Genomic DNA, 21,382 nt, shown 5'->3' on the forward strand with positions numbered 1-21,382 from the left:
CCGACTCCTCACATCCTGAAGACGCCGTAACCCGGCTCGCCCAGCGGTGCGTTGGCGCAGGCCGTCAGCGCGAGGCCGACCACCCTGCGGGTGTCGAGCGGGTCGATCACCCCGTCGTCCCACAGCCGCGCCGTCGCGTAGTAGGCGCTGCCCTGCCGCTCGTACTGCTCGCGGATCGGGGCCCTGAACGCCTCCTCGTCCGCCGCGGGCCACTCCTCGCCGCGGCCCGCCAACTGGTCGCGCTTGACGGTCGCGAGGACCGCCGCGGCCTGCTCGCCGCCCATCACGGAGATCTTCGCGTTGGGCCACATCCACAGGAAGCGCGGCGAGTAGGCCCGCCCGCACATCGAGTAGTTGCCCGCGCCGTACGAACCGCCCACCACCACCGTCAGCTTGGGCACCCGGGCGCAGGCCACCGCCGTGACCATCTTCGCGCCGTGCTTGGCGATGCCGCCCGCCTCGTAGTCCCTGCCGACCATGAAGCCCGAGATGTTCTGGAGGAACAGCAGGGGGATGCCGCGCTGGTCGCACAGCTCGACGAAGTGCGCGCCCTTCTGCGCCGACTCGGAGAAGAGGATGCCGTTGTTCGCGACGACGCCCACCGGGTGGCCGTGGACCCGGGCGAAGCCCGTCACCAGCGTCGTGCCGAACTCGGCCTTGAACTCGGCGAACCGCGAGCCGTCCACCACCCGCGCGATCACCTCCCGCACGTCGTACGGGGTGCGGGGGTCGACGGGGACCATGCCGTAGAGGCCGCCCGGGTCGGCCTTCGGCTCCTCGACCGGCTCCACCGACCAGGGCAGCGGGCCGCGCCCCGGCAGCGTCGAGACGATCGTGCGCACGATGCGCAGTGCGTGCGCGTCGTCCTCGGCGAGGTGGTCCGTCACGCCGGAGATCCGCGAGTGGACCTCGCCGCCGCCCAGCTCCTCCGCCGTGACGACCTCGCCCGTGGCCGCCTTCACCAGCGGCGGGCCGCCGAGGAAGATCGTGCCCTGGCCGCGCACGATCACCGCCTCGTCGCTCATCGCCGGCACGTACGCGCCGCCCGCCGTGCAGGACCCGAGGACCGCGGCGATCTGCGGGATGCCCGCCGCCGACATCCGCGCCTGGTGGTAGAAGATGCGGCCGAAGTGGTCGCGGTCGGGGAAGACCTCGTCCTGCATCGGCAGGAAGGCGCCGCCCGAGTCGACCAGGTACAGGCACGGCAGGCGGTTCTCCAGCGCCACCTCCTGCGCGCGCAGGTGCTTCTTGACCGTCATCGGGTAGTACGTGCCGCCCTTGACCGTCGCGTCATTGGCGATGATCATCGCCTCCCGGCCCGAGACCCGGCCGATCCCGGCGATCACACCGGCTGCGGGGGCGTCCCCGCCGTACATCCCCTCCGCCGCGAGCGGCGCCAGTTCGAGGAAGGGGGAGCCGGGGTCGAGCAGGGCGTCCACCCGCTCGCGCGGCAGCAGCTTGCCGCGGGCCGTGTGCCGGGCGCGGGCCCGCTCGCCGCCGCCCCGCGCCGCCGCGGCGAGGCGCCCGCGCAGCTCGTCGGCGAGCGCCTCGTGGGCCGCCTCGTTCACCCGCCAGCTCTCGGCCGAGGGATCGGCGGCGCTCGCGAGCACCGGTGCCTGTCGCATCTGCGGGACCCCCTGCACGGTTCGGTTAATGAGCGTTAACCCCACCGACCAGGTTAACGACCGCTAACACCTCTGTCTAGAATGAATCGATGACGACCAGAACGGCGGCACCGACCCGCAGGGAGCAGATCCTCAGGCACGCGGCCCGCCTCTTCGCGGAGCGCGGGTTCCACGGCGTGGGGGTGGACGAGATAGGCGCCGCGGTCGGCATCAGCGGCCCCGGGCTCTACCGGCACTTCGCCGGCAAGGACGCGATGCTCGCCGAGCTGCTCGTGGGCATCAGCCGCCGCCTTCTCGACGGCGGCAGGCGGCGCGCCGCTTCCGCGGCGGACGGCGGCCCGGCCGCGGTGCTCGCCTCGCTGATCGAGGGGCACATCGACTTCGCGCTCGACGACCGGCCGCTGATCACGCTGCACGACCGCGAGCTCGACCGGCTGCGGGACACCGACCGCAGGCTGGTGCGCCAGCTGCAGCGGCAGTACGTGGAGCTGTGGGTCGGCGTCGTGCGGGAGCTGTACGGGCGGGTGCCCGAGGCCGAGGCCCGCGCCGCCGTGCACGCGGTGTTCGGCCTGCTGAACTCGACCCCGCACTTCAGCTCGTACCGGGACGGTCTGCCGGACCGCGCGGGCACGGCGGAGCTGCTGCGCAGGCTGGCGCACGGCGCCTTCGCCTCGCTCGCGCCGTGGCCCGCGCGCGCGGACGCCGCACCGTCCTCCGGCGTGTCGGGCGTCCACCCGGTGGACCCGGGGGAGCGACAGGCCCCGGTGGCCGGGGCAGGCGGGACCGGCCCGGCCGAGGGCGTCGGCGGCGAGGCCGGGCGCGGCTGACCGGGCGCGGCAGGCCGGATCCGGAGGCGTACCCCCCGGCGCACGGATGCGCGGACGCACGGCTCCCGGCGCGTCGGCGTCAGGCCCGGTCGGGCGCCGCGATCCCGAAGGCCCGCGCGACGGCGCGGTCGGTGTCGGCGAGCAGCGGGAAGCGCAGCCCGTTGACCCGCGCGAAGCCCTCATGTTGCTGACAGGCTGCCTTGCGGGCTGATGCCCCACATCTGCGGCCCCAGCTCGGTGCGCTGTCCGAGGCCGCCGGAGTGCGAGCACATCCGCCGGGTGCACACGGCGCTGTTGTCGCCCGGGCAGAAGGCGAGGACCAGCGGGTGCCCGCGCTCGGCGGAGAGCCGGTAGTCGCGGCGCCGTCGATGACACCGCCGGAAAGTGTGAGATCTGCGGCGGGCAGGGTACCCAGCGGCGCGCTGCGCACGCGACCGCGGGGACGGGCGGCGGCCCGGCGCCGGGTGACGGCACAATGGGGCACATGCCGATACCCAGCCGCGCCGAGCTCGCCGAGCACCTCGTGAGGACCCGCATCGCCGGGGACGTCGCGACGCCCCGCGACAACAACCTCTCCCACTACCGGAAACTCGCCAACGGCGACCGCCACTACTGGCTGGGCATCGAGCTCGGCGACCGGTGGACGGACGAGCAGGACGTGCTCGCGGTGATGGCGGAGCGCTGCGGCGTCGTCGACGACCCGCAGTTCAGGTCGGGGCAGGACACCATCGACCCCGAGCTGACCATCGACGCCCTCGACCGGATGGCGGGCCGGCTGCGCAAGGCGGCCGAGGCGAAGGAGCGGGTGCTGTTCGCCACGGGCCACCCCGGCGGGCTGCTCGACGTGCACCGGCAGACGGCGGACGCGCTGCGCGCCGCGGGCTGCGAGATCGTCCGGATCCCTGAGGGGCTGTTCGCCGACGAGGGCATGGTCGTCCAGTTCGCGGACGTGACGATGCTGGAGCGCGGGGCCACGCTCTGGCACACCCACTCGCCCGAGCCGATGCGGGCGGTGCTCGACAGCCTGGAGCGCGAGGGCAGGCCGCTGCCCGACCTCGTCGTCGCCGACCACGGCTGGGCCGGGTGCGCGGGCCAGCGCGGCCTCGACGCGATGGGGTACGCGGACTGCAACGACCCGGCGCTGTTCCTCGCGGAGGCCGAGGGCACGCTCCAGGTCACCATCCCGCTCGACGACCATGTGACGAGCCCGCGCCACTACGACCCGATGACGGCGTACCTGCTGCACACCGCGGGCCTGTCCGCCGCCTGACGCGGGCGGTCCGCCTGACGTGGCGGGGCGCGTGACGCGGCGCGGCGCGTGCCGGGCACACGCGGCCGGGATCGGGTGCGCCGGCCGCGGGACCGCGTCAGCCGCGCGGGACCCGCATCACGCCCTCCTGGATCACCGAGATGGCGAGCCGCCCGTCCCGCGTCCAGATGCGGGCCTGGCCGAGGCCGCGCCCGCCGGACGACGACGGCGACTCCTGGTCGTACAGCAGCCACTCGTCGGCGCGGAACGGCCGGTGGAACCACATCGCGTGGTCAAGGCTCGCGCCGACGATGTCGCCGACCGCCCAGCCGCCGCGCCCGTGCGCCAGCAGGACCGAGTCGAGCAGCGTCATGTCGGAGGCGTACGTCGCGAGGCAGACGTGCAGCAGCGGGTCGTCCGCGAGCTTGCCGTAGGTGCGGAACCACACCTGGGAGCGCGCCTCGCGCACCTGGCCGACCGTGGCGAACGGCGGCTCCTGCACATACCGCAGGTCGATGGCCGAGCGGGTCTGGCGCAGCCGGTCGGCGACCTGGGGGCTGAGGTACTGCTCCGCGTAGCGCGCGAGCCGCTCGTCCCCCGAGGGCAGCGACTCGGGGTCGGGCGCCTCGGGCATCGGGGCCTGGTGGTCGAGCCCCTCCTCGTGCACCTGGAAGGAGGCCGAAAGGTGGAAGATCGGCTGCCCGTGCTGGACGGCCACCACCCGGCGCGTGGTGAACGAGCGACCGTCCCTGATGCGGTCCACCGTGTAGACGATGGGCACCCCCGGGTCGCCGGGGCGCAGGAAGTACGCGTGGAGCGAGTGCGCCCCGCGGTCCTCCTGCACCGTGCGGCCCGCGGCGACCAGGGCCTGGGCGGCGACCTGGCCGCCGAAGACGCGCGGCACGACGGCCGTGTGGCTGCGTCCCCTGAAGATGTCCTCCTCGATCCGCTCCAGGTCGAGCAGGCCGAGCAGGGTGTCGAGTTCGCTGTTCATGGCAGGAGTCTCGCCCAGGACGCGCGCCCGGTCACAGACCCATGGACTTGGCGATGATCATCTTCATGACCTCGCTCGTCCCGCCGTAGATGCGGTTGACGCGGTTGTCGGCGTACAGACGGGCGATCGGGTACTCGTTCATGTAGCCGTAGCCGCCGTGCAGCTGGAGGCAGCGGTCGATGACGCGACTGGCGACCTCGGTGCAGAACAGCTTGGCTGACGCGGCCTCGGCGGCCGTCAGCTCGCCCAGGTCGTGCGCCTCCAGGGCCCGGTCGGCGACGGCCTCGGCCGCGTCCACCTCGGCCTGGCAGGCGGCCAGCTCGAACTTGGTGTTCTGGAAGGACGCGACGGACTTGCCGAAGACCGTGCGGTCCTGCACGTACTGCTTGGTGAACCGGATCGCGGCGGCGGCCTGCGCGTACGCGCCGAAGGCGATGCCGAGGCGCTCCTGCGGCAGGTTCTGGCCGAGGTAGGAGAAGCCCTTGTTCTCCTCGCCGAGCAGGTCGGCGACGGGGACCTTGACGTCGGTGAAGGACAGCTCGGCCGTGTCGGAGGTCTTGAGGCCGATCTTGTCGAGCTTGCGGCCGACCGCGTACCCCTCGGACGCGGTGTCCACGACGAGCAGCGAGATGCCGAAGCGGCGGTCGTCCGCGGACGGCGGCGCGGTGCGGGCGCAGACGATCACGCGGTCGGCGTGCACACCGCCGGTGATGAAGGTCTTGGCGCCGTTGAGCACGTAGTGGGTGCCGTCGTCGGACAGCCTGGCCGTGGTCTTCATGCCCGCGAGGTCGGAGCCGGTGCCGGGCTCGGTCATGGCGATGGCGAACATGGTGTCGCCGCTGACGAAGCCGGGCATCCACCGCTTCATCTGCTCGTCCGAGGCGTACGCCTTCAGATACGGCAGGCACAGCGCGACATGCACGCCGGAGCCGCCGAACGCGACGCCGGCGCGCGCGGTCTCCTCGGAGATCACGGCCTGGAACTTGAACGACTCGATGCCGGCGCCGCCGTACTCCTCGGGCACCTCGATGCCGAAGACGCCCAGCTCGCCCAGCTTCCGGTAGAAGTCGCGCGGCGCCTGGCCCGCGGCCAGCCACTCCTCGTACTGCGGGACGACCTCGCCCTCGATGAAGGCCCTGAGGGTCTGGCGGAACGACTCGTGGTCCTCGTTGTAGACCGTACGGCGCATGGCAGGGCCTCCTCTGCGGCGCGATGGGCCGCCTCCGGGAACGCGGGGCGCGAGCGGCTCGGCCGGTGCGACGCGGCGACGCACAGCCCTAAGCGCTTGCTCAGCCCAAGTTACCGGGCGGTCAGCAGGCGTGTCCAGGCCGGCCCCCGCCCCCGCGGCCGACCCGGCCTGAGCGCCCTCACACGACCGCGACCGGCATCCGGACCGCGCGGTGGGGCCCAGGCCCGGCACGCCGAGAGCACGCACCTGACGCCGCGCGGCCGTCCTTTGGGCGACGACGGGAATGGTCAGACAGGCCCTGGGCACGCCGCCCGCCGGCCGCGGTACGGCCCCGCCTCGGCGGGGCCGTACCGCGGCCGGGGCTCAGTGCGCGGGACGCGGCTGTGCCGGTGCGCCGTCGCCGACGGGCCAGCGCGGGCCGGTGGCCGGGTCGAGGCACCAGACGTACTGCCGGTCCTGGTGCACCGTCATGCCGTACTCGCGCGGGCCCGGGCTGCCGAGCGCCCGCCACCTGTCCCAGGCGTGCTCGACCTCGTCGGCCAGCCGGCGCGGCCCGCCTCGGCGGGCCGTGGTGGTGCCGTCGGGCTCCGCGGTGAGGGAGGCCCATGAGCCGTGGCCGTCGTGGAGCCAGGCGTTGACGCCGTCCTCGTCGACCGCGGTGGTGAGCCGGAGGCCGGGGACGGCGACGCGGAGCGCGAACCGGAGCCCGTACCCCTCGTGCAGGGGCGTCAGGTCGCGGTGGACGGGCCGCTCGCCGTCCGCGGGCCCGGTCCCGCGTACGGCCGCGTAGTCCCGGGCCCGGTCCTCGGCGCCGCGGGCCGACATGAACTGGGCGAGCCCCTGCACCCGGCCCGAGGCGGACCGGCCGTCCGGGGCCACGGTCAGCGCGACGTGCCCGAGCGGGCCCCACGGGAAGACGATCCGTCCGCCGGGGGCGCACTGCTCGACCCAGGTCCAGGGGACCCGCGGGACGGCGTAGGTGGCGATGACCCGGTCGTACGGGGCGCCTTCCGGCAGGCCGAGCGCGCCGTCCGCGACACGGACGTCGACGGGCGTGCCCGCGGCCTCGACGCGCTCCCGCGCCGCGCCGGCCAAGCCCTCGTCCACCTCCACGCTCGCGACGCGGCCGTGGCCCGCCCTGCGGGCCAGCAGCGCCGCGTTCCAGCCGGTGCCCGTGCCCAGTTCGAGGACACGCTGTCCCGGTTCAAGGAGGAGGGAGTCCAGCATGTCGGCCACCACCGCGGCACACGACAGGCTCGAACTGGGGAGCCCGTTCGTGACCTGGGGGACCGCTGCCGTATCGGGATCCGCGTACACCAGCCGTGTCCAGCCGTCCGGGTCCGTACGCCGGTCGACCGGCACGTACGCGCGGCCGTCCCAGTGGTACAGCAGATCGGGAGCGAACAGGTGCCGTGGCAGTGCCTCCATGGCCGCGCGGATCCACGGCGAGCGGGACGGCCAGTCCCCGCGCCCGGCCATCTGCTCGGCGAGCGCCCCGGCCAGCCTGTCCAGCTCCGGCACGATCTGTCCCCTCCCGGCCATTCGCCCGCTCCCTCTACTTCTTGCGCTTGCCGGTCGACGGCGGTGGCGGCGGAACCTGACCGTCGCTGTTTCCCGGTGGCGGAGTGCCCTGGCCAGGCTCCTGCGGCGGCTTCTCGTGTTTCGCCATGGTCCTCCCTCTCTCCCCGCAGCCCAGGGCCTCAGGATGCCCGGCTCCCGCGGGCCGTGGCAGTCCTCGAAAGAGGGAACCGGCGGATGGCGCCGGGCGGCCGGTGCTCGCGCGGGGGCTCCCGGCCCTGCCGTGCTCCCGGCGGTGCGCCGGCCGCGCCGGGGGTGCCGCGGTGCGCGGGGGCGGACATGTGTGCGGCTCGGGGCCTAGGGCGGGGGTCCCTGGGGGTCGGTCGTTGGTCCTGACTTGGGGTTCTTCTGGGGGTGACGGGAAGCGGAAGGATGAATTCTGTGTTGCTTGGCGTTGGTGCCCGCGGCAGACGGGGCTGGTAGGCATGGCCGGGGCCCGCCGGCCGCGGGTGGGGGAGGCCCGCGGCCGGGCCGTACGGCGCGACGACGACAACAGGAGGCGCATCACCAGTGGCGGCGGGCAAACAGAGCTGGGCACGGCGGCTGACGGGCTACGCGTGGCGGTACCGCCGCAGGGTGGTGCTGTCGCTCGGCGCCTCGTTCGCCGGCATGGGCGTGACGGCCTTCGTCCCCCTGATCACCAAGGTCGTCATCGACGACGTGATCGGCTCGCACCACGGGTCGCTCACCACGTGGACGGGCCTGCTGGTCGCCTCGGCCGCCGTCATCTACGTCGCGACGCTGCTGCGCCGCTACTACGGCGGCAGGCTCGCGCTGGACGTCCAGCACGACCTGCGCACCGACATGTACGGCTCGCTCACCCGCCTCGACGGGCGGCGCCAGGACGCGCTGAGCACCGGGCAGGTCATCGGCCGCGCCACCAGCGACCTCCAGCTGATCCAGGGGCTGCTGTTCATGCTGCCCATGACGATCGGCAACATCCTGCTGTTCGTGGTCTCCCTCGTGATCATGGCCGTGCTCTCGCCGCCGCTGACCCTGGTCGCGCTGGCCGTCGCCCCCGCCGTCTACGCGATCGCCCGCCGCAGCCGCTCCCGGCTGCACCCCGCCACCTGGTACGCGCAGATGCGCGCGGCCGACGTCGCGGGCGTCGTGGACGGCGCCGTCACCGGCGTGCGCGTCGTCAAGGGCTTCGGGCAGGAGGACCAGGAGACGGGGAAGCTGCGCGCGATCGGCAGGAAGCTGTTCGCCGGCCGGCTGCGCACGGTCAAGCTGAACGCCCGCTACACGCCCGCGCTCCAGGCCGTGCCGTCCCTCGGCCAGGTCGCGATGCTGGCGCTCGGCGGCTGGCTCGCCACCCGGGGCACGATCACGCTCGGCACGTTCGTCGCGTTCTCCACGTACCTCGCGCAGCTCGTCGGGCCGGTCCGCAGCCTCGCCGTCGTGCTGACCGTGGGGCAGCAGGCCCGCGCGGGCGTCGAGCGCGTACTCGAACTGATCGACACCGAGCCCCTGATGGCCGAGGGCACCAAGGAGCTGCCGGCCGACGCCGAGGCATCCGTCGAGTTCGACGACGTCACCTTCGCCTACCAGGAGGGCAGGCCCGTGCTCGACGGCTTCTCGCTGCGCGTCGAGCCCGGCGAGACCGTCGCCCTCGTCGGCTCGTCCGGCAGCGGCAAGTCCACCGCGTCCCTGCTGCTGCCGCGCTTCTACGACGTGGCGCACGGCGCCGTCCTCGTCGGCGGCCGCGACGTGCGCGAGCTGACGTACGCGTCGCTGCGCTCCGCGATCGGCCTGGTGCCGGAGGACAGCTTCCTGTTCTCCGACTCCGTCGCCGCCAACATCGCCTACGGGCGCCCCGACGCCACCCGCGAGGACGTGGAGCGCGCCGCCCGCCTCGCGCAGGCCGACTGCTTCATCGCCGCGCTGCCCGAGGGGTACGACACCAAGGTCGGCGAGCAGGGCCTCACCCTCTCGGGCGGCCAGCGCCAGCGCGTCGCGCTCGCCCGCGCGATCCTCACCGACCCGCGGCTGCTCGTGCTCGACGACGCCACCTCCGCGGTGGACGCCCGCGTCGAGCACGAGATCCACGAGGCGTTGCGCGGCGTGATGGCGGGCCGTACGACCCTGCTCATCGCGCACCGGCGCTCCACCCTCGGCCTCGCCGACCGGATCGCCGTCCTCGACGGCGGGCGGCTCGCCGACATCGGCACCCACGACGAGCTCCAGCGCCGCTCACCGCTCTACCGCAGGCTGCTCACCGACCCGGACGAGCTCGGCGACGCGCCCGCCGAGCCCGGTTTCGAGACGGCGGTGCCCGCGCCCGGGGCCGAGCGGCGCCCCCAGGCCGAGCGCAGCGCCGCGTGCGAGGAGGCCGCCCGCGCGGGCATCGACGCGGAGTTCGACGCCGGGTTCGACGCCGAGCGCGGCATCACGCCCACGCTGTGGGCACGGGACGAGGCACTCGCTGTGGGCGCTGAGGGCGATGCGGGTGGCGCCGGCGCCACCCCAGAGCTGCTCGCGCAGGTCGCCGCGCTGCCGCCCGCCGTGGACGAGCCGGAGGTGGACGAGGACCGCGCGGTGCGCCCCGAGGACTCGTACGGCCTGCGCAGGCTGCTGCACGGGTTCGGCGGCGCCCTCACGGCGAGCCTGCTGTTCGTCGCGGCGGACGCCGGAATGGGCCTGCTGCTGCCCGTGCTGGTGCGGCACGGCATCGACCAGGGCGTCGACCGGGTCGCGACCGGCGCGGTGTGGACGGCGGCCGGGCTCGGCCTGCTCGTCGCGCTCGCCCAGTGGGCCGCGCAGATCGGCGAGGCCCGGATGACCGGCAGGACGGGCGAGCGGGTGCTGTACGCGCTGCGGCTGAAGATCTTCGCCCAGCTCCAGCGGCTCGGGCTCGACTACTACGAGCGCGAGCTGACCGGCCGGATCATGACCAGGATGACCACGGACGTGGACGCCCTGTCGACGTTCCTCCAGACGGGCCTGGTCACCGCGCTGGTCTCGGCGATCACCTTCCTCGGCATCCTGGTGGTGCTGCTGGTCATCGACGTGCAGCTGGCGCTCGTGGTGTTCGCGACGCTGCCCGCGCTCGTCGTCGGCACGTACGTCTTCCGCCGCAAGAGCGTGCGGGCGTACACGCTGGCCCGCGAGCGGATCGGCGTGGTCAACGCGGACCTCCAGGAGACCGTGTCGGGCCTGAGGATCGTGCAGGCGTTCCGGCGCGAGCGCGACGGCGGGCAGCGGTTCGCCGGGCGCAGCAGGCACTACCTTCAGGCCCGCACCCGCGGCCAGTGGCTGATCTCCGTGTACTTCCCGTTCGTGCAGTTCCTCTCGTCCCTCGCCGCGGCCGCCGTGCTGATCGTCGGCGCGGGCCGCATCCAGGACGGGACGCTCACCACCGGCGCGCTCGTCGCCTACCTGCTCTACATCGACCTGTTCTTCGCGCCGGTGCAGCAGCTCTCGCAGGTCTTCGACGGCTACCAGCAGGCCACGGTCTCGCTCACCCGCATCCAGGAGCTGCTGCGCGAGCCGACGTCCACGCCCCCGGCCGAGCACCCGCGCCCGGTGCGCTCGCTGCGCGGCGAGATCGCCTTCGAGGGCGTCGACTTCCACTACGCGGCCGACAGCGTGGGCGGCGAGGCGCAGGAGGGCGCGGCGCCGGGCGCCGCGCGCGCGGAGGCCGCGCTGAGCGCGGTGGACCTGCGCATCCCCGCGGGCCAGACGGTCGCCTTCGTCGGCGAGACGGGTGCGGGCAAGTCCACGCTCGTCAAGATGGTCGCGCGGTACTACGACCCGACAGGCGGGCGGGTCACCGTGGACGGCGAGGACCTGCGCGACCTCGATCTCGCCGGCTACCGCCACCGGCTCGGCGTGGTGCCGCAGGAGGCGTACCTCTTCCCCGGCACGGTCCGCGACGCCATCGCGTACGGCCGCCCCGGCGCGAGCGACGCCGAGGTCGAGTCGGCGGCGCGCGCGGTCGGCGCGCACGACATGATCGCCACGCTCGACGGCGGCTATCTGCACCGGGTCGCCGAGCGCGGCCGCAACCTCTCCGCGGGCCAGCGCCAGCTGATCGCGCTCGCCAGGGCCGAGCTCGTCGACCCGGACGTGCTGCTGCTCGACGAGGCCACCGCCGCGCTCGACCTGGCGAGCGAGGCGGCCGTCAACCAGGCGACGGAGCGGCTGACGGGACGCCGTACGACGCTGGTGGTGGCGCACCGGCTGACCACGGCCGCGCGCGCCGACCGGGTGGTCGTGATGGACCACGGCAGGGTCGCCGAGGACGGCACCCACGAGGAGTTGCTCGCCCTCGGCGGCCGGTACGCGCGCCTGTGGCGCAGCTTCGTCGGCGAGGAGGAGCCCGCCGTGGCGTGAGCGCGCCGGCGCGGGGAGCGTGCGGGGAGCCGGCCGGGTGGTTCGGCTCCCCGAAAGGACCCGGGGCCTGGCGGGCCGCCCGCCGGTCCCCGTACTGTCGCTGCGTCTGTCATGAACACGAGGGAGTGTGAATGGGCAAGGCGCTCAGATGGCTGCTGGGTCTCGCGCTGCTGATAGGCGCGCTCGGCACGGCAGGCGCGGCCGACGCCGCGCAACCGCACACCGACGTGGCCGCCGCCCCCGCGGGGCCCGGCACGGACATCGAGGACCGCATCCTCGCGATCCCCGGCATGAGCCTCCTCCAGGAGAAGCCGGTCGACGGCTACCGCTACTTCGTCCTCGGCTACACCCAGCCCGTCGACCACCGCCACCCGTCGCGCGGCACCTTCGAGCAGCGGATCACCCTGCTGCACAAGGGAGTCGACCGGCCCACGGTCTTCTTCACCGGCGGCTACAACGTCTCCACCACGCCGAGCCGCAGCGAGCCGGCGCAGATCGTCGACGGCAACCAGGTCTCCCTGGAGTACCGCTACTTCACCCCGTCGCGGCCCGAGCCCGCCGACTGGAAGAAGCTGGACATCTGGCAGGCGGCGAGCGACCAGCACCGCGTCTTCGCAGCGCTCAAGAAGATCTACCCGAAGCACTGGCTGGCGACCGGCGGCTCCAAGGGCGGCATGACCGCCACCTACTACGAGCGCTTCTACCCGCGCGACATGGACGGCGTCGTCGCGTACGTGGCGCCGAACGACGTGGTCAACGCGGAGGACTCGGCGTACGACCGCTTCCTCGCGACCGTCGGCACCCCCGCGTGCCGCGAGCGCGTCGAGTCCGTGCAGCGCGAGGCCCTGATCCGGCGCGCTCCCCTTGAGGCGAGGTACGCCGACTGGGCCCGCGCGGGCGGCTACACCTTCGACACGGTCGGCGGTCTCGACAAGGCGTACGAGGCGGTCGTGCTCGACTACGTGTGGGCGTTCTGGCAGTACAGCCTGGTCTCCGACTGCGACTCCCTGCCCGCCGACGCAGGGGCCGCCACGGACCAGCAGATCTACGACAGCGTCGACGCGATCTCCGGCTTCTCCGCCTACACCGACCAGGGGCTCGCCACGTACACGCCGTACTACTACCAGGCGGGCACCCAGCTCGGTTCGCCCGACATCAGGCAGCCCTGGCTCGGCGGCCTCAGCCGCTACGGCTACCAGCCGCCGCGCCACTTCGTGCCGCGCTCGATCCCGATGCGCTTCGACCCGTCGGCGATGCCGGACGTGGACGGCTGGGTGCGCCACCACGCCGACCACATGCTGTTCGTGTACGGGCAGAACGACCCGTGGGGCTCCGAGCGCTTCCGCGTCGGACAGGGCTCGCACGACAGCTACGTCTTCACGGCGCCGGGCGCCAACCACGGCGCGGACGTCGCGGGCCTCGTGCCCGCCCAGAAGGCCAGGGCGACGGCGCGCATCCTCGCCTGGGCGGGCGTCGCCTCCCCGACGGTCCAGCGGGACGAGACCAAGGCGAGGCCGCTCGCACCGTTCGACAAGCGGCTGGACGAGCGGCCGCTGACCCGGGGGCCCGCGACACTGCCGTAGCCCGGCGGCCCCGGCCCGCCGCGTACGGGCCGGGGCCCGGCCGTACGGCCGCCGCGGCACCGCACCGCGCACCGCGCGCCCGCCGCCCCGGCAGACAGGCGGCGGGCACGGTCGCGCGGGGCGTCCTCAGGCCGTGCGCAGCGCCTCAAGGTGCTCGCGCCCCGCGGCCAGCAGCGGGGGCAGCGGCGGCGCGTCCGCGTACCACCGCTTCTCGTACTCCCAGCACACCCAGAAATCCTCGGGCGGCGTGCCGTCGGGCAGGGTGGCGGGGGAGAGGCCGCCGAGGCACGCGGCCAGCGGCAGCACTCCGGCGCCGAGCGCGAGCGGTGTGGTGTCCTCGCGCGAGGCGATGTCTTTGACCTGCACGTATCCCAGGTAGGGGCCGAGGGCGGCGCGGGTGGCATCGGGCGTCTCGCCGCCCAGCCAGGTGTGCATCACGTCCCACAGCACACCGACCCGCGGATGGCCCACCGCGGCCACCACGCGCTCCGCCTCCCGGCCCGTGCGGTGCGAGTCGTGTGTCTCCAGCAGGATGCGCACCCCGAGGTCGCCCGCGGTCTCGGCCGCGAGGCCGAGCCGCCTGGCGGCCGCGGCGTCCGCCTCGGGGCCCGGCGTGTCGCCCGCGCCGGGGAACACCCGCACGTACCGGGCCCCCAGGTCGTGGGCGAGCCGCAGCAGGCCGTCGAGCTCCTGGTCGAAAGCGCTGTCCGAGACCGTGAGGTCGGCGGCCCTCGCGTATCCCGCGACCGCGAGGATCTCCACGCCCGCGCGGGCGAACTCCTCTACCACGGCGGCGCGTTCGGCGGCGCCGAGGCCCGGGTGCACGGGCTCCTCCCGGTGCGCGCGCAGCTCCACCCCCCGGTAGCCCGCCGACGCCGCGAGTGCGACCACGTCGGGGACCGGCATGCCGGGCACCCCCAGGGTCGAGAAGGCCAGCTTCACGAGTGTGTTCCTCCCTCTTGGTCCTCGTCCGCGCCGCGGGGGCCTGCACACGGACCCCGCACGCCCCAGCCTGCCCCTCGACGCCGCGGGGAACCGTGCGGATCGCGGCCCGCGTGCGGCACGCACCCCGCGCGGACGCACGCCCGCACCCCGCTGTCGTGTGGGGCCCGGTTCAGCCGCGCGGCGGCGCCGTCGACGCCCGGACCATCAGCTCGGCGGGGATCGTCGCGATCCCGCCGGGCGGCGGCGCCTCCGTGCCCATCGCGAGCCGCCCGGCGCGCGCCCCCGCCGCCTGGAGCGGCAGGCGCACGGTCGTCAGCGCGGGCACCGCGTCCACCGAGAACGGCAGGTCGTCGAAGCCCGCGACCGACACGTCCTGCGGGATGCGCAGCCCCTGGTCGCGCACGGCCGCGCAGGCGCCGAGCGCGACCGTGTCGTTGGCCGCCACGACCGCGGTCAGGCCGGGCTCCCTGCGCAGCAGTTCGAGGGTGGCCTCGTAGCCGGAGCCGCGGGTGTACGGGCCGTGCAGGGTGAGCCGGTCCTGCGCGGCGGCGTCGCCCGCGCCCCGCGCCCCTGCGGCCAGTAGCGCGGCGCGGTGGCCGTCGAGGCGGTGGCGGGTGGTGGTGCGCTCCCGCGGGCCCGCCACATAGCCGATCGCGCGGTGCCCGAGCGCCAGCAGATGCTCCGTCAGGCGCCGCCCGCCGCCCCGGTCGTCGAAGGCGAGGGCGGCGAGCGCGGGGTCGCCGCCGGGCAGCGGCGGGCGGCCGCACAGCACCACCCGGGTCCCGGCCGCGGCGAGCCGCCCCAGCTTCGCCGCCATGGCCGCGCCGTGCTCCGCGTCCTCCAGCGCGCCGCCGGTGAGGATCACCGCCGCCGCGCGCTGGCGCTGGAGCAGGGTGAGATAGGTCAGTTCGCGCTCGGGCGACCCGCCGGTGTTGCACACCACCGCGAGCTTCTCGCCGCCGGTGCGGCCCGGCCCGCCCGCCGCCTCCTGGCCCGCGATCTCCGTCTGGGCCGCGCCCGCCATGATGCCGAAGAAGGGGTCGGCGATGTCGTTGACGAGGATGCCCACCAGGTCGGAGGTGGCGGCGGCGAGCGAGCTCGCCGGGCCGTTGAGCACGTAGTCCAGGTCGTCGACGGCGCGCAGCACCCGGTCCCTGGTCGCCGCGGCCACCGGGTAGTTGCCGTTCAGCACGCGGGAGACGGTGGCGGGCGACACCCCGGCGCGTGCCGCCACATCCGCCAGGGTCACTGTCATCGCTCTCCTCCGCCGTGTCCGCGCCGCCCCTGGCGCCCGCCGGGCAGCCGATCCCGGCGCCGCCCTTGTCCGGGGCCCCGGAGCAGGTTAGCTTTCCTCACGGTAGAAAGCGCTTGCTACGTGTGGGTGGAGGGAACCTCGTGGGACGCAGAACAGTCAGGATCGCCATGAACGGCGTCACGGGACGGATGGGCTACCGGCAGCACCTGGTGCGCTCCGTGCTGGCGCTGAGAGAGCAGGGCGGCCTCGACCTGGGTGGCGGCGAGACCCTGTGGCCCGAGCCGGTGCTCGTCGGCCGCCGCGAGCACGCGCTGCGGGAGATCGCGGGGCGCCACGGCCTGACCGAGTGGTCCACCGACCTCGACGCGGTGCTCGCCGACGACAGCGTCGAGGTCTACTTCGACGCGCAGGTCACCTCGGCGCGCGTCGAGGCCGTCAAGAAGGCCGTCGCCGCGGGCAAGCACATCTACGTCGAGAAGCCCACCGCGACCGACCTCGACGGCGCGCTCGACCTCGCGCGCCTCGCCACCGCGGCGGGCGTCAAGCACGGCGTCGTGCAGGACAAGATCTTCCTGCCGGGCCTGCTGAAGCTGAAGCGTCTCGTCGACGGCGGCTTCTTCGGCCGGATCCTCTCCGTGCGCGGCGAGTTCGGCTACTGGGTCTTCGAGGGTGACTGGCAGGAGGCCCAGCGCCCCTCCTGGAACTACCGCGCGCAGGACGGCGGCGGCATCACCGTCGACATGTTCCCGCACTGGGAGTACGTGCTGCACGACCTCTTCGGCCGCGTCACCTCCGTCCAGGCGCACGTCGCCACGCACATCCCGCAGCGCGTGGACGAGCAGGGCAGGACGTACGAGGCGACGGCCGACGATGCCGCATACGGCATCTTCCAGCTGGAGGGCGGCGCCGTCGCGCAGATCAACTCCTCCTGGGCGGTGCGGGTCAACCGCGACGAACTGGTCGAGTTCCAGGTCGACGGCACCCACGGCTCGGCCGTCGCCGGCCTGCGCACCTGCCGCGCGCAGCACCGCGGCACCACCCCGAAGCCGGTGTGGAACCCCGACCTGCCCGCCACCTACGACTTCCGCGCGCAGTGGCAGGAGGTCCCCGACAACACCGGGTTCGACAACGGCTTCAAGGCCGAGTGGGAGCTGTTCCTGCGCCATGTCGCGCTCGACGAGCCGTTCGCCTGGGACCTGCTGGCCGGCGCGCGCGGCGTGCAGCTCGCCCAACTCGGCCTGCGCTCCCACGCGGAGGGCCGCCGCCTCGACGTGCCGGAGCTGAGCCTGTGAGCGCCCGGCTGCTGCTGCCCGTGGCGGGCGGCGGACTCAGGCCCTACACCCACCGCGCAGAGCCCGCCGCGTTCCTCGCCGCGGCCGCGGGGGGCGCGCCCGCCGCCTCCCGTACGGTCCTCGCCGCGGCGCACGTCGTCGCCGACCCGTACGCCGACACGACCCCGGACGGGTCGGCGGCGCTCGACTGGGACGCCACCCTCGCCTTCCGCCGCCACCTGTGGGCGCACGGACTCGGCGTCGCCGAGGCCATGGACACCGCGCAGCGCGGCATGGGCCTCGACTGGGCGGGCGCCGCCGAGCTGATCCGCCGCTCGGCCGCCGAGGCGCGGGCCGTCGGCGGCCGTATCGCCTGCGGCGTCGGCACCGACCAGCTCGCCCCCGGCGCCCACTCCCTGGCCGAGGTGCGGGCCGCGTACGAGGAGCAGCTCGCGCTCGTCGAGGAGACCGGGGCGCAGGCCGTCCTGATGGCCTCGCGCGCCCTCGCCGCCGTGGCCGAGGGCCCCGACACCTACCGGGAGACCTACGCCCATCTGCTGCGCCAGGCCGACCGGCCGGTGGTCCTGCACTGGCTCGGGCCGATGTTCGACCCCGCGCTCGACGGCTACTGGGGCAGCACCGACCTGGACGCGGCCACCGCCACGTTCCTCGACGTGATCGCGGACCACCCCGACAAGGTCGACGGCGTCAAGATCTCCCTGCTCGACGCCGGGCGCGAGGTCGCCGTGCGCCGCCGCCTGCCGGACGGCGTGCGCTGCTACACCGGCGACGACTTCCACTACCCGGAGCTGATCGCCGGGGACGAACAGGGCTTCAGCCACGCCCTGCTGGGCGTCTTCGACCCCCTCGCGCCGCTGGCGGCCGCGGCGCTGCGGGTGCTCGACACCGGCGACGCCAAGGGCTTCGGGGAGCTGCTCGACCCGAGCGTCGGGCTGTCCCGCCACCTGTTCGAGGCGCCCACCCGGTTCTACAAGACGGGCGTGGTCCTCCTCGCCTGGCTGGCCGGGCACCAGGGCCACTTCGCGATGGCGGGGCACCAGCAGTCGGCGCGCTCCCTGCCGCACCTGGCGCGGGCGTACGAACTCGCCGACGCGCTCGGCCTGTTCCCCGACCCCGCGCTGGCCGCCGCCAGGATGCGGAGCCTGCTCGCCGTGTACGGGGTGGGGGAGTGAGCGCGCGCGTGGCCGGCGACCTGAGCCGCTTCAGCGTCAACCAGATGACCGTCAAGCAGCTCTCGCTGCCCGAGCTCACCGAGGCCTGCGTGCGGTCGGGCGTGCCCGGCGTCGGGCTGTGGCGCGCGCCCGTGCAGGAGTACGGGGTCGCGGCCGCGGCGCGGCTCGTGCGGGACGCGGGGCTGCGCGTCACCACCCTGTGCAGGGGCGGCTTCCTCACCGCGGTCGACCCGGGCGAGCGGGCCGCGGCGCTCGCCGACAACCGGGCCGCTGTCGACGAGTGCGCCGCCCTCGGCACCGACACCCTGGTGCTGGTCTCCGGCGGGCTGCCCGCGGGCGAGCGGGACCTCGGCGCCGCCAGGGAGCGCATCGCGGACGCCCTCGCCGAACTCGCCCCGTACGCGGGGGAGCGCGGTGTGCGGCTCGCGATCGAGCCGCTGCACCCGATGTTCGCCTCGGACCGGTGCGTGGTCTCCACGCTCGACCAGGCGCTCGCGCTCGCGGAGCGCTTCCCCGCGGAGCAGGTCGGTGTGGTCGTGGACACCTACCACATCTGGTGGGACGACCGGGCCCCCGACGCCGTGGCGCGCGCCGGGCCGGCGGGCAGGATCCACTCCTTCCAGCTCGCCGACTGGGTCACCCCGCTGCCCGCGGGCGTGCTCAACGGCCGCGGCCTGATCGGGGACGGCGCGGTGGACCTGCGGGGCTGGCGCGAGCGGGTGGACGCCGCGGGCTACCGGGGCCCGATCGAGGTGGAGCTGTTCAACGACGAGCTGTGGCGGCGCGACGGAGCGGAACTCCTCGCGGACGTGGCCCGCCGCTACGTGCGGCACGCGCTCTGAGCACCACGCCCCGGGCCCCGGGCCCCGCGCCCCCCGGGCCCCGCGCCCCCCGGGCCCCGCATCCCGCGGGGCCCGGGGGCACAGGGCCGTCCGAGCGCGGCGGTAGCGTCTGGGCATGCCCCGTACGCCCCAGCAGACCACCCCGCAGGGCCTCGCCGTCCTCGAAGGGGTACTGGAACGGATCACGTTCGCCAGCGAGGAGACCGGCTACACCGTCGCACGCGTCGACACCGGGCGCGGCGGCGACCTGCTGACCGTCGTCGGGGCGCTGCTCGGCGCCCAGCCGGGCGAGTCGCTGCGCATGGAGGGCCGCTGGGGCTCCCACCCGCAGTACGGCAGGCAGTTCACCGTCGACAACTACCGCGTCACCCTGCCCGCCACGATCCAGGGCATCCGCCGCTACCTGGGCTCCGGGCTCGTCAAGGGCATCGGACCGGTCTTCGCCGACCGCATCGTGAGCCACTTCGGCCTCGACACCCTCGACGTCATCGAGCAGGACCCGAGGCGGCTGATCGAGGTGCCGGGGCTCGGCCCCAAGCGCACCAGGAAGATCGCCGACGCCTGGGAGGAGCAGAAGGCCATCAAGGAGGTCATGGTCTTCCTCCAGGGCGTCGGCGTCTCCACCTCCATCGCCGTGCGCATCTACAAGAAGTACGGGGACGCGTCGATCACCGTCGTCCGCGAGGAGCCCTACCGCCTCGCCGCCGACGTGTGGGGCATCGGCTTCCTCACCGCGGACCGGATCGCCCAGTCCGTGGGGATCCCGCACGACAGCCCCGAGCGGGTCAGGGCGGGGCTCCAGTACGCGCTGTCGCAATCCACCGACCAGGGGCACTGCTTCCTGCCCGAGGACCAGCTGATCGCGGACGGCGTCAAGCTGCTCCAGGTCGACACGGGGCTCGTCATCGAGTGCCTCGCCGAGCTCGCCGCTGACGAGGAGGGCGTGGTGCGCGAGCGGGTGCCCGGACCGGACGGCGAGGACGTCACCGCCGTCTACCTCGTCCCCTTCCACCGCGCAGAGCTGTCGCTCGCCGGGCGGCTGCGCCGCCTGCTGCGTGCCCAGGAGGACCGCATGCCGGCCTTCCGCGACGTGGACTGGGACAGGGCGCTGCGCTGGCTCTCCGGGCACACGGGCGCCTCCCTCGCCCCCGAGCAGGAGCAGGCGGTGCGGCTCGCGCTGACGGAGAAGGTGGCCGTCCTGACCGGCGGCCCCGGCTGCGGCAAGTCGTTCACCGTGCGCTCGGTGGTGGAGCTGGCACGCGCCCGGGGCGCCACCGTGGTGCTCGCCGCCCCGACCGGCCGGGCGGCGAAGCGGCTCGCCGAGCTGACGGGCGCCGAGGCCTCCACCGTGCACCGGCTGCTCGAACTCAAGCCGGGCGGCGACGCGGCGTACGACGCGGACCGCCCGCTCGACGCGGACCTCGTGGTGGTGGACGAGGCGTCCATGCTGGACCTGCTGCTCGCCAACAAGCTGGTGAAGGCCGTGCCGCCCGGCGCCCACCTGCTGCTCGTCGGCGATGTGGACCAGCTGCCCTCGGTGGGCGCGGGCGAGGTGCTGCGCGATCTGCTCGCCGAGGGCGGACCCGTGCCGCGCGTGCGGCTCACCCGGATCTTCCGCCAGGCCCAGCAGTCCGGCGTCGTCACCAACGCGCACCGGATCAACGAGGGCAGGCCGCCCGTCACCCAGGGGCTCGACGACTTCTTCCTGTTCGTCGCCGAGGAGACGGAGGACGCGGGCCGCCTCGCCGTGGACGTGGCGGCGCGCCGCATCCCCGCGAAGTTCGGCCTCGACCCGCGCAGGGACGTGCAGGTGCTCGCCCCGATGCACCGCGGCCCCGCGGGCGCCGGCGTGCTCAACGGGCTGCTCCAGCAGGCCATCACGCCCGCGCGCCCCGACCTGCCCGAGCGGCGCGCCGGTGGCCGGGTCTTCCGCGTGGGCGACAAGGTCACGCAGATCAGGAACAACTACGAGAAGGGGCGCAACGGAGTCTTCAACGGCACCGTCGGCGTCGTCACCGCCCTGAGCCAGGAGGACCAGCGGCTGACCGTGCTCACCGACGAGGACGAGGAGGTGCCGTACGACTTCGACGAGCTGGACGAGCTGTCCCACGCGTACGCGGTCACCATCCACCGCTCCCAGGGCAGCGAGTACCCGGCCGTCGTCATCCCCGTGACCAGGAGCGCCTGGATGATGCTCCAGCGCAATCTGCTGTACACGGCGGTCACCCGGGCCAAGCGGCTCGTCGTCCTCGTGGGCTCGCGGCAGGCGATCGGGCAGGCCGTGCGTGCCGTGTCGGCCGGCCGCCGCTTCACCGCGCTCGACCACCGCCTCGCCCTCGGAGCGTCGGGGTATGAAACATCACGTAGGACTTCCGGAACCGGGGCGAAGGGGGCAGGATGAGGAGGTTGGCGGCACTGAGTGCCGCCAATGAGCCCAATGGTCGACCCCGAGTGCACCTTCCTGCGCCAAATGGGGGATGGTAGAGACATCAGGGC

General features: G+C 74.4%; 14 protein-coding genes. 8 read left to right on the forward strand and 6 right to left on the reverse strand.

All coding sequences use genetic code 11. From position 1 onward, the window contains the following. Positions 1-8: 8 nt before the first annotated feature. Entirely contained in the window at positions 9-1,625 is a 1,617-nt protein-coding gene (locus tag AB0910_RS16075; RefSeq protein ID WP_366745204.1) for a carboxyl transferase domain-containing protein, read from the reverse strand. 89 nt (positions 1,626-1,714) lie between these two features. On the opposite strand from AB0910_RS16075, the gene AB0910_RS16080 reads away from it, so the two are divergent. Together AB0910_RS16080 and AB0910_RS16085 are read left to right on the forward strand one after the other, a co-directional pair. After that, positions 1,715-2,452 (forward strand): TetR/AcrR family transcriptional regulator, encoded by a 738-nt coding sequence (locus tag AB0910_RS16080; protein WP_366745205.1) that lies wholly within the window; start codon positions 1,715-1,717, stop codon positions 2,450-2,452. A 484-nt stretch (positions 2,453-2,936) separates the two neighbouring features. Continuing rightward, positions 2,937-3,722: a phosphatase gene (locus AB0910_RS16085; RefSeq protein ID WP_366745206.1), complete on the forward strand. Its 786-nt coding sequence runs from the start codon at positions 2,937-2,939 to the stop codon at positions 3,720-3,722. Positions 3,723-3,819: 97 nt separating this feature from the next. Here the strand turns inward: AB0910_RS16085 and AB0910_RS16090 are convergent, their stop codons facing one another. The 3 genes from AB0910_RS16090 to AB0910_RS16100 form a co-directional block, all read right to left on the reverse strand. Continuing rightward, positions 3,820-4,695: an acyl-CoA thioesterase II gene (locus AB0910_RS16090; RefSeq protein WP_366745207.1), complete on the reverse strand. Its 876-nt coding sequence runs from the start codon at positions 4,693-4,695 to the stop codon at positions 3,820-3,822. Positions 4,696-4,726: 31 nt separating this feature from the next. Continuing rightward, entirely contained in the window at positions 4,727-5,884 is a 1,158-nt protein-coding gene (locus AB0910_RS16095) for an acyl-CoA dehydrogenase family protein (protein ID WP_366745208.1), read from the reverse strand. Positions 5,885-6,247: 363 nt separating this feature from the next. Next, a complete protein-coding gene (locus tag AB0910_RS16100) occupies positions 6,248-7,426 on the reverse strand; it encodes a methyltransferase domain-containing protein (protein WP_366745209.1) in 1,179 nt (392 codons plus the stop codon). A gap of 546 nt (positions 7,427-7,972) precedes the next feature. Between AB0910_RS16100 and AB0910_RS16105 the strand changes: the two genes are divergently transcribed. Beyond that, complete coding sequence (locus AB0910_RS16105; protein ID WP_366745210.1) at positions 7,973-11,797, forward strand: ABC transporter ATP-binding protein; 3,825 nt, start codon at positions 7,973-7,975, stop codon at positions 11,795-11,797. A 131-nt stretch (positions 11,798-11,928) separates the two neighbouring features. After that, positions 11,929-13,380, forward strand: coding sequence for a S28 family serine protease (locus AB0910_RS16110; RefSeq protein ID WP_366745211.1), 1,452 nt, complete (start codon positions 11,929-11,931; stop codon positions 13,378-13,380). Positions 13,381-13,506: 126 nt separating this feature from the next. On the opposite strand, the gene AB0910_RS16115 is transcribed toward AB0910_RS16110, so the two are convergent. Beyond that, positions 13,507-14,322: a sugar phosphate isomerase/epimerase family protein gene (locus AB0910_RS16115; protein ID WP_366745212.1), complete on the reverse strand. Its 816-nt coding sequence runs from the start codon at positions 14,320-14,322 to the stop codon at positions 13,507-13,509. Between the two features lie 172 nt (positions 14,323-14,494). Then, positions 14,495-15,580: a LacI family DNA-binding transcriptional regulator gene (locus AB0910_RS16120; RefSeq protein ID WP_366745213.1), complete on the reverse strand. Its 1,086-nt coding sequence runs from the start codon at positions 15,578-15,580 to the stop codon at positions 14,495-14,497. Positions 15,581-15,720: 140 nt separating this feature from the next. Here AB0910_RS16120 and AB0910_RS16125 point away from each other — a divergent pair, with 140 nt between their 5' ends. The 4 genes from AB0910_RS16125 (at position 15,721) to AB0910_RS16140 (ending at position 21,287) form a co-directional block, all read left to right on the forward strand. Further along, the gene (locus tag AB0910_RS16125; RefSeq protein ID WP_366745214.1) at positions 15,721-16,872 is read left to right on the forward strand and encodes a Gfo/Idh/MocA family oxidoreductase; all 1,152 of its coding nucleotides are present in this window, start codon (positions 15,721-15,723) and stop codon (positions 16,870-16,872) included. Beyond that, positions 16,869-18,044, forward strand: a complete 1,176-nt coding sequence (locus AB0910_RS16130; RefSeq protein WP_366745215.1) for a dihydrodipicolinate synthase family protein — start codon at positions 16,869-16,871, stop codon at positions 18,042-18,044. Before AB0910_RS16125 ends, AB0910_RS16130 begins: the two co-directional genes overlap by 4 nt. A 44-nt stretch (positions 18,045-18,088) precedes the next feature. Continuing rightward, entirely contained in the window at positions 18,089-18,886 is a 798-nt protein-coding gene (locus AB0910_RS16135; protein ID WP_366745235.1) for a sugar phosphate isomerase/epimerase family protein, read from the forward strand. Positions 18,887-19,001: 115 nt separating this feature from the next. Then, positions 19,002-21,287 (forward strand): ATP-dependent RecD-like DNA helicase, encoded by a 2,286-nt coding sequence (locus AB0910_RS16140; RefSeq protein ID WP_366745216.1) that lies wholly within the window; start codon positions 19,002-19,004, stop codon positions 21,285-21,287. The last annotated feature ends 95 nt before the right edge of the window (positions 21,288-21,382 follow it).

Origin of the sequence: Streptomyces sp. NPDC047002, assembly GCF_040704505.1 — a bacterium.
Lineage (GTDB): Bacteria > Actinomycetota > Actinomycetes > Streptomycetales > Streptomycetaceae > Streptomyces.